This is a genomic window from Streptomyces sp. NPDC057302, assembly GCF_042667685.1.
GTDB lineage: Bacteria > Actinomycetota > Actinomycetes > Streptomycetales > Streptomycetaceae > Streptomyces.
Window position 1 is genome coordinate 35,549 of sequence record NZ_JBHUZJ010000076.1, and the last position, 12,436, is coordinate 47,984.

8 protein-coding genes are annotated in these 12,436 nt (G+C 72.6%); all 8 read left to right on the top strand.

Features of this window, described 5'->3' with window-relative positions; translation table 11 throughout:
- Genes ACFUPX_RS35435 through ACFUPX_RS35470 form a run of 8 tightly spaced genes read left to right on the top strand, consistent with a single transcriptional unit; the run spans position 1 to position 12,394 of the window.
- Complete coding sequence (locus ACFUPX_RS35435) at positions 1-3,960, top strand: type I polyketide synthase (RefSeq protein ID WP_383332218.1); 3,960 nt, start codon at positions 1-3, stop codon at positions 3,958-3,960.
- Positions 3,942-4,958, top strand: coding sequence for a 3-oxoacyl-ACP synthase III family protein (locus ACFUPX_RS35440; protein ID WP_383332220.1), 1,017 nt, complete (start codon positions 3,942-3,944; stop codon positions 4,956-4,958). The genes ACFUPX_RS35435 and ACFUPX_RS35440 overlap by 19 nt, the downstream gene beginning before the upstream one ends.
- The gene (locus ACFUPX_RS35445) at positions 4,955-6,391 is read left to right on the top strand and encodes an NAD(P)/FAD-dependent oxidoreductase (RefSeq protein ID WP_383332222.1); all 1,437 of its coding nucleotides are present in this window, start codon (positions 4,955-4,957) and stop codon (positions 6,389-6,391) included. Before ACFUPX_RS35440 ends, ACFUPX_RS35445 begins: the two co-directional genes overlap by 4 nt.
- Positions 6,388-7,470, top strand: coding sequence for an AfsA-related hotdog domain-containing protein (locus tag ACFUPX_RS35450; protein WP_383332224.1), 1,083 nt, complete (start codon positions 6,388-6,390; stop codon positions 7,468-7,470). Before ACFUPX_RS35445 ends, ACFUPX_RS35450 begins: the two co-directional genes overlap by 4 nt.
- Positions 7,471-7,518: 48 nt before the next feature.
- A complete protein-coding gene (locus ACFUPX_RS35455; RefSeq protein WP_383332226.1) occupies positions 7,519-8,826 on the top strand; it encodes a protoporphyrinogen/coproporphyrinogen oxidase in 1,308 nt (435 codons plus the stop codon).
- Between the two features lie 8 nt (positions 8,827-8,834).
- Entirely contained in the window at positions 8,835-9,695 is an 861-nt protein-coding gene (locus tag ACFUPX_RS35460) for an SDR family NAD(P)-dependent oxidoreductase (RefSeq protein ID WP_383332228.1), read from the top strand.
- Between the two features lie 13 nt (positions 9,696-9,708).
- A complete protein-coding gene (locus tag ACFUPX_RS35465; RefSeq protein ID WP_383332230.1) occupies positions 9,709-10,725 on the top strand; it encodes an acyl-CoA desaturase in 1,017 nt (338 codons plus the stop codon).
- Positions 10,726-10,768: 43 nt separating this feature from the next.
- Positions 10,769-12,394, top strand: a complete 1,626-nt coding sequence (locus ACFUPX_RS35470) for an AMP-binding protein (protein ID WP_383332232.1) — start codon at positions 10,769-10,771, stop codon at positions 12,392-12,394.
- Positions 12,395-12,436: the final 42 nt, after the last annotated feature.

Consider the following 12,436-nt stretch of genomic DNA (forward strand, 5'->3'; position numbering starts at 1 on the left):
ATGCAGGACGACGACAGGACACTGCGGTACCTCAAGCGCGTGACCGCCGAACTGCAGGCCACCCGCGAGCAGTTGCGGCAGTCCGAGGAGCGCGCGTACGAGCCGGTCGCGGTGGTGGGCATGGCCTGCCGCTATCCGGGCGGCGTGACGTCACCCGACGACCTGTGGGACCTGGTGGCGGCCGGGCGCGACGTGGTCGCGGACTTCCCCGCGGACCGGGGCTGGGACCTCGACCGGCTCTTCCACGACGACCCCGACCACCCCGGCACGACGTACGCGAAGGCCGGCGGGTTCCTCGAAGGGGCGACGGAGTTCGACGCGGAGTTCTTCGGCATCGGGCGTACCGAGGCCCTGGCCATGGACCCCCAGCAGCGGCTGCTCCTCCAGGCCGCCTGGGAGTCCCTGGAGGACGCGGGCCTCGACCCCGGCGTCCTGCGCGGCTCGCGGACGGGTGTGTTCGTGGGGACCACGGGCCAGGACTACGCGCAGTTGGCGCGGTCGGGCCCCGACGACCTCGAGGGCTACTGGGGCATCGGCTCGGCGGGCAGCGTGCTCTCCGGCCGCGTCTCGTACCTCCTGGGGTTCGAGGGTCCGGCGCTCACGGTCGACACGGCCTGCTCGTCGTCGCTGGTGGGCGTGCACCTTGCGGTGCAGGCGCTGCGGGGCGGCGAGTGTTCGCTGGCCCTGGCGGGCGGTGTGACGGTGATGTCCACGCCGGGCGTCTTCACCGAGTTCAGCAGGCAGCGCGCCCTGTCGCCGGACGGCAGGTGCCGCTCGTACGCGCAGGCCGCCGACGGCACCGGCTGGGGCGAGGGCGTCGGGGTCGTCCTCCTTGAGCGCCTCAGCGAGGCCCGCCGCAACAACCACCGCGTCCTCGCGGTCATCGCGGGCTCCGCGGTGAACCAGGACGGTGCGAGCAACGGTCTGACCGCCCCGAACGGCGGCGCGCAGCAGCGAGTGATCACGCAGGCGCTCGCCGCGGCCCGGCTGCGTCCCGACGACATCGACGCGGTCGAGGGGCACGGCACCGGCACCACGCTCGGCGACCCCATCGAGATCGACGCCCTCTCGGCGGTCTACGGCCGCGGGCGCACCGCCCCGCGCCCGCTGGGACTCGGCTCGCTGAAGTCCAACATCGGGCACAGCCAGGCCGCCGCGGGTGTCGGCGGACTGATCAAAATGGTGCAGGCGCTGCGCCACGAGGTGCTGCCGCGGACCCTGCACGTCGACCGGCCCACGCCCAAGGCCGACTGGTCCGGCGGCGGCATCTCCCTGCTGACCGAGCCCACCCCGTGGCCGCGCGGCGAGCGGGTGCGCCGGGCCGGGGTCTCCTCGTTCGGCATCAGCGGCAGCAACGCGCACGTCCTGGTGGAGGAGGCGCCGCTCGACGAGTCCCACGCCACCGGGGCGGACCCGGAGCCCGAGCCCCTGCCCGTCGTGCCGTGGGTCCTGTCCGCCAAGACACCGGCCGCCCTGCACGCCCAGGCCCGCCGCCTGCACACCCACCTCACCACCACACAGCCCCACGCCACCCCCACCCAGATCGGCGCCGCACTCGCCCACACCCGCACCCACTTCGACCACCGAGCCACCCTCACCGGCACCACCCGCACCGAACTCCTGGCAGGCCTCAAGGAGTTCGGCGCGGGGGGACTTCCGGGCAACGCGGTCCTGGGAGTGGCGGCGCGGTCACGCAAGACCGCCTTCCTCTTCTCCGGGCAGGGGTCGCAGGCAGCCGGGATGGGCAGTGAACTCGCCGCCACTCACCCGGTGTTCGCCGATGCCCTGGACGCGGTACGCGCCGAGCTCGACCGGCACCTGGAGCTGCCGCTGCGGCAGGTCATGGAGGCCCCTGACGGCACCCCGGACGCGGAGCTCCTGCACCGCACGGGCCTGACGCAACCGGCGCTGTTCGCCCTGGAGGTGGCCCTCTACCGCCTCGTCGAGTCCTGGGGTTTCACGCCGGACTTCCTGATGGGCCACTCGATCGGCGAGCTGTCGGCGGCGCATGTCGCCGGGGTGCTGTCCCTGGCCGACGCGAGCACCCTGGTCGCCGCGCGCGGCAGGCTCATGCAGGCCCTGCCGGAGGGCGGCGCGATGGTCGCCGTGGAGGCGACGGAGGACGAGGTACGGGAGAGCCTGCGCGGTGAAGGACCGCTGGCCGTGGCCGCCGTGAACGGGCCTCGCTCGGTCGTCGTGTCCGGCGCCGCCGAGCCCCTCGCCACCTGGCTGCGACCGTGGCAGGACCAGGGCCGCCGCACCCGCAGGCTGCGCGTGAGCCATGCCTTCCACTCACCCCTGATGCGGCCCATGCTCGACGAACTCGCTTCCGTGGCCGGTGGGTTGAGTTACCACCCGCCGACCGTGCCGATCGTCTCGAACGTGACGGGGACGTTCGCCGACGCGGCCGACCTGGCCACGCCCGGCTACTGGGTCCGCCACGCCGAGCACCCCGTCCGCTTCCACGACGGGGTACGCCACCTGGAGGACGCGGGGGTGACGGCGTACCTGGAGCTCGGGCCGAGCGGCGTGCTGACCGCGATGACCCGGCACTGCCTGCGCACGCCGGGACCCGCGGTGCTCGCCACCGCCCTCGACGGACGCGCGCCCGAACCTGCCGCACTCATGACCGCGCTCGCCGAACTGCACACCCACGGCGCGTGCGGCGACCTGGCGGCCCTCCTGCCCCGGGAATCGGCCCGCCGGGTGACCCTTCCGACGTACGCCTTCCAGCCGCGCCGCCACTGGATCGACGTACCGCAGACCGTACGGAACACGGAGCCCGGCCCTTCCGCGGAGCCGGACCGTGACGAGCCGCAGCAGACGGGGCGGGAGCAGACGGCGCAGGAGCCGGTCGGCCAGGAGCCCGTCGGCCAGGAGCGGGACGTCCTCGGGATGGTCCGCACCCAGGCGGCCCTCGCCCTCGGTTACGAGGACGGCGCGCGGATCGATCCGGAGCGGACCCTGCTGGAGCTCGGCTTCGACTCGCTCGGCGCCGTCCGCTTCCAGCGGCGCCTGGCCTCGGTCACCGGCCTCGACCTCCCGGCCACCCTCCTGGTCGACCACCCCACCCCGTCGGCGCTCGCGGAACACCTGCGGCCGCTGCTCGCCCCGCACACGCCGACCGCGCCCAGCGGCCCCGCCGAACTCCTGAGGGACCTGCACCGGCGAGGGGAACTCGTCGACGCCATACCGCTGTTGGGGGCAGCAGCCGCGGACCGGCCCTCCTTCTCCGCGTCCGAACGGCCCGCGGGACCGCCGGAGTCCGTGCTGCTCTCCGACGGCCCCGCCACCCCCGCCGTAATCTGCGTGCCGTCCTTCCTGGCCGGTTCGGGCCCGCACCAGTTCGCGCGGTTCGCCGCCGGATTCACCCGCCGGCCGCGGATGTCCGCGCTCACCCTGCCCGGCCTCGGCGCCTCCCCGCTGCTGCCGGGATCGTGGCGGGCGGCGGTCGACGGCCTGGCCGCCGCCGCGCTGCACACCGCGGGCGGCGCCCCGCTGGTCCTGGCGGGGCACTCCATCGGCGGCGCCCTCGCGCACGCCGCCGCCGCGTCCCTGGAACGCGCGGGGCACCGCGTCGAAGGGGTCGTACTCATCGACACGTACGAGCCCGAACCTGCCCAGCAGCAGGCGGTGTTCGCCTGGGCGATGGGCCGCATCCTCGCCAGGGACGGCGCATCCGACGGCATCGACGACGACGGCGTCCTGGCCATGGGCGGCTATCTGCGGCTCTTCGACGACTGGGCGGCCGATCCGCTGACCGCGCCCGCGCTGCTCCTGACCGCGGAGCAGGGGCCCGACGCGCCGAACGCACCGGCCTGGCGGCTCTGGCAGGCGGCGGACACCGTCACGCCCGTCACCGGCGACCACTTCTCGCTCCTCGAGGAGCACGCCGCCCACACGGCACGCACCGTCGAGGAATGGCTTCGAAAGGAACTGTCATGCAGCCCGTCGGCATAGTCGACTTCGGGAGCTATCTGCCCGAGAAGGTGGTGGGGCCGGAGTTCTACCTGGACGAGAACGCCCCGGTGGACCCGCTCGCCAACACCCCGCTGTTCCGCGTGCCGCCGACCCGGCACCACGTCGCCCCCGGCGAGCGGGCCGCCGACATGATCGCCGAGGCGGCCCGGCCGGTCTTCGAGCGCCTCGGCAAAGAGCCCGCGGGCCAGGTCGACGTGCTGCTGACGAACGTGCTGCTGCCGGACGAGCCGTTCATGGGCGTCGGCGCCCAGGCCGCGCACGCACTCGGCATCGACCCCGAGTGGATCGTGGACCTGCACAACGGCGGCTGCGCCTCGTTCCCGTACATGCTCGCCCTCGCCCAGAAGATCATGGCCGACGGAGCGGCACGCACCGCGCTGATCGCCAACGTGCAGAACACCGCGGGCCAGATGTTCGCCCAGTCGGAGATCCGCAAGATGTCGCACGCGCCGATCCCGGGCGACGGCTGCGGGGTGGCCTATCTGGAGGTGGGCGCGGGCTCACCGCTCCTCGGCGTACGGACACGCAGCATCCCCGCGTACTCCGTGGACCTGGGCGTCAAGACTCCGGACGGGCGCAAGTACTGGGAGCCGGGCGAGGGCCAGATGGACATCGGCTTCGACGGCGAGCGGGCGGCGGAGATCCTCCAGCGGGGCAACACGCTGGTGCCCGAGCTCGTCGGGAAGCTCTGCTCCGACCTCGGGGAACCACCGTCCGACATCGACGTGCTGGTCACCAACCAGCCGAACCGGATCTTCCTGAAGAACTGGCGCCAGGCCCTGAAGCTGGACGCGGCACGGCACTTGGACACCTTCGACCGCTACGGGAACCTGTACGGCGCGGCCGTGCCCGTCACCCTCGACCGGGCGGCCCGCACCGGGGAGCTGCGCGACGGCGACCTCGTGGTGATGTCGGGGTTCGCGCACGCCGGTGACTTCGCGGCCGCCGCAGCGGTGCGCTGGAACGGCGCCTCATGAGCGGGCCGTCCCACAAGACGGGTGGGAGCGAGCCGTCCGATGCCGCTCAACGGCCCGGCGACAGCACGGAGTTCGACGTGGTCGTGGTCGGGGCGCGCTGCGCCGGGGCCACGCTCGGCGCGCTCCTCGCGCGCCGTGGCCTGCGGGTCGCCGTGCTCGACCAGGCCACCGAGATCCGCTCGACCCTCTCGTCGAACATCCTCCAGGCCGACTCCCTGGCGTTCCTGAACCGCCTCGGTGTGATGGACCGGCTGCGCGCGGCCGGGGTCACCACCATGAGCCACGTCGACATGCGCCTCGAGGAGTTCCGCTGCCGGGCCGCGTTCCCGCAGGAGCCCGGTGACGTGGGCGGCGCGGCGTGCATCCGCCGCGAAGTCCTCGACCCGGTCCTGGTGGACGCGGCCCGTGCGTCCGGCGCCGAGGTGCGCCTGGGCACCCGGGTCGTCGGGGTGATCCGCCAGGGCTCCCGGGTCACGGGGGTCCGGGCGGTGTCGGGCGGCGTCGAGACGCGGCTGCGGGCGCGTCTGGTGGTCGGCGCTGACGGGCGGAACTCGAAGGTCGCCGAGGCGTGCGGGGCGCGCATGTACCACGTGAGTCCCGGCGAACGCAGTTACTACTGGACGTACTTCGAGGGCGCCGACACCGGCCCGCGGCCGACCTTCGTCTTCCACCGCTGGGGCGACCGGCACATGCTGGGCGGTCCCGCCGACAACGGCCTCTACATCGTGGGCGTCTCCCCGCAGCGCCACGAGCGGGAGAGCTTCCGCGCCGACCTCGACGGCTCCGTGCGCGCCCACGCGATGCGTTGCGCGCCGATCGCCGAGGCGATATCCGATGCCACGAGGGCGAGCAAGATCTACGGTATCCGCCGCTTCTTCGGCTACTTCCGCGAGGCGGCGGGCGCCGGCTGGGTGCTGCTCGGCGACGCCGGGCACTTCAAGGACCCGGCGGGCGGGCGCGGCATCGGTGACGCCTTCCACCAAGCGGAACAGCTCGCCGACGCGGTCGGTGACACCATCGGGGCGAGCGTCAGACTGGACCGCGCCGTCGCGGAGTTCGGCCGCAGGCGGGACCGCGTGTACGCCGAGTACTACGGCCTGGCATCGGACCTCGGCGTGGCCGGGCCCATCGCGGGCATCGTCCCGCGGGTCGTGCGCGGCCTGCACGCGGACGGCAAGGTCGACGGCGTCCTGAACCTGCTGAGCCACCGGGCTTCCGTCCTCGACGTCCTCACCCCGGGGCGGGTGCTCGGCGCGACGGGCGGGCATCTGCTGCGCGCTCCCGGTCAACGCCGGGCCACGCTCGGCGAGTTGGGACGGCTCGCGAGCACCGAGATCCGGCGCAGGAACGCGATGCGCAAGCCCGTCTTCCAGAGCGGCCCCGCGCCGCGACCCGTACAGCAGGACACGCCCGAACCGGAGCTGAGCCGATGACCAGCACGATCCCGCACACCGCCGCAGGCGGCCAACTCCCGCCCCCGGGCGTCGAGCTGGCCTTCGACCAGACCGTGCCGCGCTCCCTCGCCCACCGCAGGCAGGTCGGCGAGGTGTTCGTCACCGACTCCGCGCAGGGGTCCGACGACGACTTCCACCTCGCCTTCCAGATTCCCCGGGCCCACAGTCTCTGGTCCGACCAACAGGCCGGGTTCCACGATCCGTTGGCGTCGGCGGAGGCCGCGCGGCAGTCCATCTTCGTGCTGCTGCACCGCCATGTCGGGGTGCCCGTGGGGCTGCCCTTCAGCCTCCAGCGGATCACGCTGCGGGTGACGGACCCGCAGGCGTACGCCCATGACGGGACGTCGGCGCTCCAGGGTTATGTGCACTACCGGGTCGCCGAACGCCAGGGCAAGGGCTCCGACGTGGTGAGCATGGTCCTCGAAGGGGTCATGGAGATCGGCGGACGCCGGGCGATGACCCTGAACGCGGTGCTCGCCTTCATGTCGCAGGACGACTACGACATCTTCCGCGCCTTCCAGCGGGCACAGAAGCCGGTGGCCGGCGCCCGGCTGACCCCGGCACAGCGGCTCGAAGCCGCGTCGGTGGGGCGCCGGAACCCGCAGAACGTCGTCGTCGGCCTGCCGGGGCAGGAGGCACGGGCACAGGACGACACGGACGGCACGGAGGGCATGGGCGGCACGGACGGCACGTTCCGCTGCCTGCTGGCGGCCGACCCGCACCACCCCGCCTTCTTCGACCACGAGTACGACCACGTGCCGGGCCCCTTGATGGTCGAGGGCATGCGCCAGGCCGCCGTGGCGGCGGCCTTCCGGGCCGGGGCGACGGACACCCCGCACGCCCTCGTCGTCGGCTGCGAGGCGGCCTTCCTGGACTTCGCCGAGTTCGAGGCCGACCTGGTGCACGAGGCACGGGTCGGCGCACCCGGAGCGGACGGCCGCATCCCGGTGGCCGTGGTCCTGCGGCAGTTCGGCAAACCGATCGTCGAGGGCCGCATCGACCTGCTTCCCGACCCGGCCCCGCATCCCACATCGACCGCGCGAGCGCACGGAGTCTGATCCATGACAGTTGCACACACAGGTGTAGGCGCAGGAAACCGGCGGCGCGTGGCGGTCGTGGGGGCGGGCATCTCCGGCCTCACCGCGGCGCTGCGTCTCGACCTCCTCGGGTACGACGTCGAGCTCGTCGAGGCGGACAAGGTCCTCGGCGGCCGCTTCGGCCTCGACAAGCTCGGCGACCGGCAGGTCATGACGGGCGGGAAGAACATCGGCCGCCGCTATCACACGTTCCGCTGGTTCACGTCGGAGCTCGGCGCGGACGCGTACGACTCCTTCGGCTACAACGCCTCCCGCATCAAGGACGGCGAGATCCTCACCCTCGACAGCGAGCGGCGGAGCCAGACCCTGAAGAACATCCGCCGGATGGGCTCGGCCCGCGATTTCGCGCGGATGGCGGCGATGGCGGCGCGGATCCGCGCCGACGAGCGCAACCGCTTCCTCGGTTCGCGCTACTTCAGCGGTGTCTCGCGGCGCCACGACCACGCCGCGCTCAGCTCGTTCTTCGGGCGCGAGATGACGGACATGCTGGTGCGGCCCATGGTGATCCGCAACAACGGGGCCGAGCCCGACGAGGTCTACCCGGGCACGTTCGGCACCAACCTGTCGATGCTGATGGACCATTACGACCAGCTGTCCGGCGGCATCCAGCCGGTCCTCGAAGCGTTCGCCAAGCGGGTCCCCGTGCGGCTCGGCGCCACCGTGGAGGGCCTGGAGGTCCGCGACGGCAAGGTGACCGGACTGCGCGTCAGCGAGGACGGGGCGCCCGCGCGGAGCATCGACTACGACGGCGTGGTGCTCGCCACCCCGGCCTACGCGACCGCCGAGATCCTGCGCTCCGCGCGGCCCGCGCTCGCCCGGCGCCTCTCGGACGTGAACTACTTCCCCTCCACCGTGGTGCTCGTCGAGTACGACCGGCCCATGTTCGGCCACGACGTGCGGGCGCTCGCCATGGACGACGGGCCGTGCAGCAACGCCGGTTCGTACGGCATGGAGGAGCGGCACATCGTCCGCTACACCTACAGCGGACGCGAGGGACGCCTGACCGACCTCAGCCCTCAGAACATCGACCGGCTGACCGGTGAGACCGAGGACCGCCTGGTGAAGTACCTGGGGGCGCCGCGCGCCGAGCGCGTCAACCTCCTGGTCAAGCACTGGAAAGCGGCCTACAGCGGCTACCTCCCGCACCACGCCGACTTCCTCGCCGAGGTGCGCGAGAGCGTCTCGGGCGTGGCGGGCCTGGAGCTCGCGGGCGACTACATCCAGGGCGTGTCCATCGAGGCGTGCGCCCGGACGGGCCGCGCCGCGGCCGGCCGGCTCGCCGCACATCTCACGTCGCCCGCGCGGGCGGCGACATGAGCGGCGACATGAGCGGTGACGTGAGCGGCGCGGCCGACTGGGCGGTGGTCACCGGCGCCTCGTCCGGCATCGGCGAGCACCTCGCCCGCGGCCTGGCGGCGCGGGGGTACGGTCTGTGGCTCGTCGCCCGCTCCACCGACGCCCTCGATCGGCTCGCCAAGGAGCTGCACGACCGGCACGGCGTTCCGGTGCGCGTACGCAGCTGCGACCTCGCGGACCCGGCCGCGCGCCAAGAGCTCGAAGAGGAGTTGGCCGGGCAGCAGATATCCGTGCTCTGCGCCAACGCGGGCTTTCCCACCTGCGGTCCTTTCAGCGAGAACGACCCCGCCAAGGAGAGCGCCGAGGTCCAGGTCAACGTCGTGGCGCTGCACGCGCTGACGCTGGCGCTGCTGCCGGGCATGCTGGACCGGCAGAACGGCGGGATCCTGATCACCGGCTCGACCGCGGGCTGCCAGCCCGTGCCGACCGCGGCCACCTACTCGGCCAGCAAGGCGTTCGCCAACACCTTCGCCGAGTCGCTGCACGTCGAGCTGCGGGGCACGGGAGTGAGCTGCACGCTGCTCGCTCCCGGTCCCGTGCGCACCAACTTCTACGCGGTGGGCGGCATGTCACGCCTCCAGGAGCAGAAATTCCTGGCGTGGCTGACGCCCGAGCGGGTCGCGGAGGCGGGCCTGCGCGGCCTGGCCCAGGGGCGCCGCGTGGTCGTCCCCGGCCCTGTCGCCAAGGCCCAGTACCTCGCGGGCCGGCACACGCCGCGCCCCCTGCTCTTCCCCCTGCTGCGCGCGGCGGTGCTGCCCGTCTTCCGCAGCGCGCGCGGGGGCTCCCCCGCCCAACCGTCAGTCGTCGGTACTCCCGACTTCCGTAACTGAGAGGCACAGGCAGATGGACGGCAGAAAGCACCGTTGGTTCATCCTCGGGGCGTCACTGATACCGCTGATCGCGGTGTTCGGCGCCATGGCTCTGTTGTGGAACGAGATCTTCGGCTGGTCTGACGTGGTGGTGCTCGTCATCATGTACGCGGTCTCCGGCTTCGGTATCTCCACCGGCTACCACCGGATGCTCACCCACCGCTCGTTCGAGACGTACAAGCCCATCCGGGTCGCCCTGGCCACCGCCGGAGTGATGGCAGGACAGGGCCCGCCGCTGATCTGGGCGGCCCACCACCGCAAGCACCACCGCGTCGCGGACAAGCCCGGCGACCCGCACAGCCCCGTCCTCGACTTCGAGCCGGGCTTCAAGGGCACGATGGCCGGTCTCTGGCACGCCCACCTGGGCTGGCTCTTCGACGTCAACCTCACCTCGGACCCGATGCGTTACTGCCCGGACCTGGTGCGCGAGAAGCCGCTGCGCTGGCTCAGCGAGAACCTGATGCTGGTCACCGCGTCCAGCGTCGTCCTGCCCGGTCTCATCGCTTTCGGCATCACCGGCGGCGACTGGCGGGCCGGCCTGACCGGCATGCTCTGGGGCGGCCTGGTCCGCATCTTCCTGATCAACCACATGACGTACGCGGTGAACTCCGTCGGTCACGTCTTCGGCCGCCGCCGCTTCGACACCACCGACCAGTCGCGCAACGTGGCCTGGCTCTCCGTGCCCTCCTTCGGCGAGGCCTGGCACAACAACCACCACGCGTTCCCGCGCTCCGCACGGCACGGCATGAAGTGGTACGAGATCGACCTCTCCGCGATCCTCATCTGGAGCCTGGAGAAGACCCACCTCGCCTGGAAGGTCGTGCGCATCGACCCCGAGCGCATGGAGATGCGCGAGGCGGGCGTCAGCCGCGTCAGCACGCCCACGCTGGACAAGAAGGAACTCCTGGAGACGCAGCAGAACATCGCGCCCATGGCGGAGCGCGGCCGTGAGACCCGTGAGGCGGACGCCTCGCTGGTGGACGTGGAATAGCGCGGCGGCCGGACGAGCGGACAAACAGACGGGGATCACGTACATGGAGTTCTTCCAGGCCCTGACCCACGGGGCTTCGCACGGCGTACTGCACGAGTGGACGGGCGAGGAGTTCGAGCACACCCCCTGGCGCGAGGTCGCCAGGGACGCCCACGGCATGGCCGCCGGGCTGCGCGCCCTCGGCGTCGGTCCCGGCACCCGGGTCGCCGCCATCCTCACCAACACGCCCGACACGGTCCGCGGCCTGCTCGCGGTCTGGCTGGCGGGCGGCGCGGTGGCCTCGCTGCCGCTGCCGACGCGCGGCCAGAGCCAGGAGGCGTACGGCGAGCAGCTGACGGCGCTCTCCGCGCGCCTTGACCCGACGCTGCTCCTGGTCGACGACTGGCTGACCTCCATGGTGCCGGCGGAGCTCAGCAAGGAGCTGCCGGTCCACGGGTGGACGACGCTGCGCGGCGGCGGGCACATCGAGCCGAGCCCGCCGGGCCGGGACGACGTGGCGTTCATCCAGTACTCGTCCGGGTCGACGAGCACCCCCAAGGGCTGCGCGCTGACCACGCGTGCCATCGAGCAGCAGTTGCAGATCATCCTGCACCTGACCGGTGGCCGCCCCGGCACCGACACCGTCGCCTCCTGGCTGCCGCTCTCGCACGACATGGGCATGTTCGGCTGCCTGCTGTACTCGTGGGCGTACGACTTCGACTTCGTGCTGTCCTCGCCCGAACGGTTCGGCATGGCTCCGCGCACGTGGTTCAGGGACATGTCGGAGTACGGGGCGACGATGACGGCGGGCACGAGCACCGCCGTGTATCTCGCGGCGCGGGCGCAGGGCCGGGGTGCGCTGCCCAAGGAGCTGAAGCTGCGGGCGGCGGTGATCGGGGCCGAGCGCGTCGACTGGGACACCCTGTCGGCGGCGACGGAGAAGTTCCGGCCGTTCGGGCTCTCCGACACCGCGTTCCAGCCCGCGTACGGCATGGCGGAGGCGACGCTCGCGGTGGCCGGGAAGCCGTGGGACCAGGCGCCCAAGGCGCTCGCCTTCGACGGTCCCGCGCTCGTCGAGGGCTCGGTGATCGAGGTGGCGCCCGACCATCCGAAGGCGGCCAGGCTGGTCTCCAACGGCCTGACGCTGCCCGGGGTTTCGGTCCGGGCCGGGAGCGGCGACGGCATCGCGGAGATCCTGGTGTCGTCACCGAGCCTGGCCGAGGGGTACTACGCGGACCCCGAGCGCACCGCCGCACGGTTCCAGGACGGCTGGCTGCGCACCGGCGACCTCGGTTTCGTGCGCGAGAACGAGCTGTACGTCCTCGGCCGGGCCGACGACATGCTCTCGGTGGGCGGCCGCAAGGTCTACGCCTCCGAGATCGAGTCGGCGGTCGACTCCCTGAAGAACGTCCGCAAGGGCTGCGCGGCCGTCGTCGACGCGGGTGGTTCGGGCATGTCCCGGCTCGTGCTGATGGTGGAGCCCCAGGGCAATCCGAAGGACTTCCGCCCGATCGCGGAGGAGGCCGCTTCGCTGGCCCTGGAGAAGGCCGGGGTCGCGCTCGCGGAGTGCCTGTTCCTGGCGCGTGGAGTACTGCCCAAGACGCCGAGCGGGAAGATCCAGCGGTTCCGCTGCCGGGCGCTGCTCGACGAGGGGCGGCTCGTGCCCGTGGCGCGGGTGACGTTCGCCTGACAGGGACGAGGGGCCGGTGAGGGGGTGAGCCCCTCACCGGCC

Coding starts and splice junctions, on each gene's coding strand:
- ACFUPX_RS35435 (WP_383332218.1), top strand. CDS start 1: ATGCAGGACGACGACAGGACACTGCGGTACCTCAAGCGCGTGACCGCC.
- ACFUPX_RS35440 (WP_383332220.1), top strand. CDS start 3,942: ATGCAGCCCGTCGGCATAGTCGACTTCGGGAGCTATCTGCCCGAGAAG.
- ACFUPX_RS35445 (WP_383332222.1), top strand. CDS start 4,955: ATGAGCGGGCCGTCCCACAAGACGGGTGGGAGCGAGCCGTCCGATGCC.
- ACFUPX_RS35450 (WP_383332224.1), top strand. CDS start 6,388: ATGACCAGCACGATCCCGCACACCGCCGCAGGCGGCCAACTCCCGCCC.
- ACFUPX_RS35460 (WP_383332228.1), top strand. CDS start 8,835: ATGAGCGGTGACGTGAGCGGCGCGGCCGACTGGGCGGTGGTCACCGGC.
- ACFUPX_RS35465 (WP_383332230.1), top strand. CDS start 9,709: ATGGACGGCAGAAAGCACCGTTGGTTCATCCTCGGGGCGTCACTGATA.
- ACFUPX_RS35470 (WP_383332232.1), top strand. CDS start 10,769: ATGGAGTTCTTCCAGGCCCTGACCCACGGGGCTTCGCACGGCGTACTG.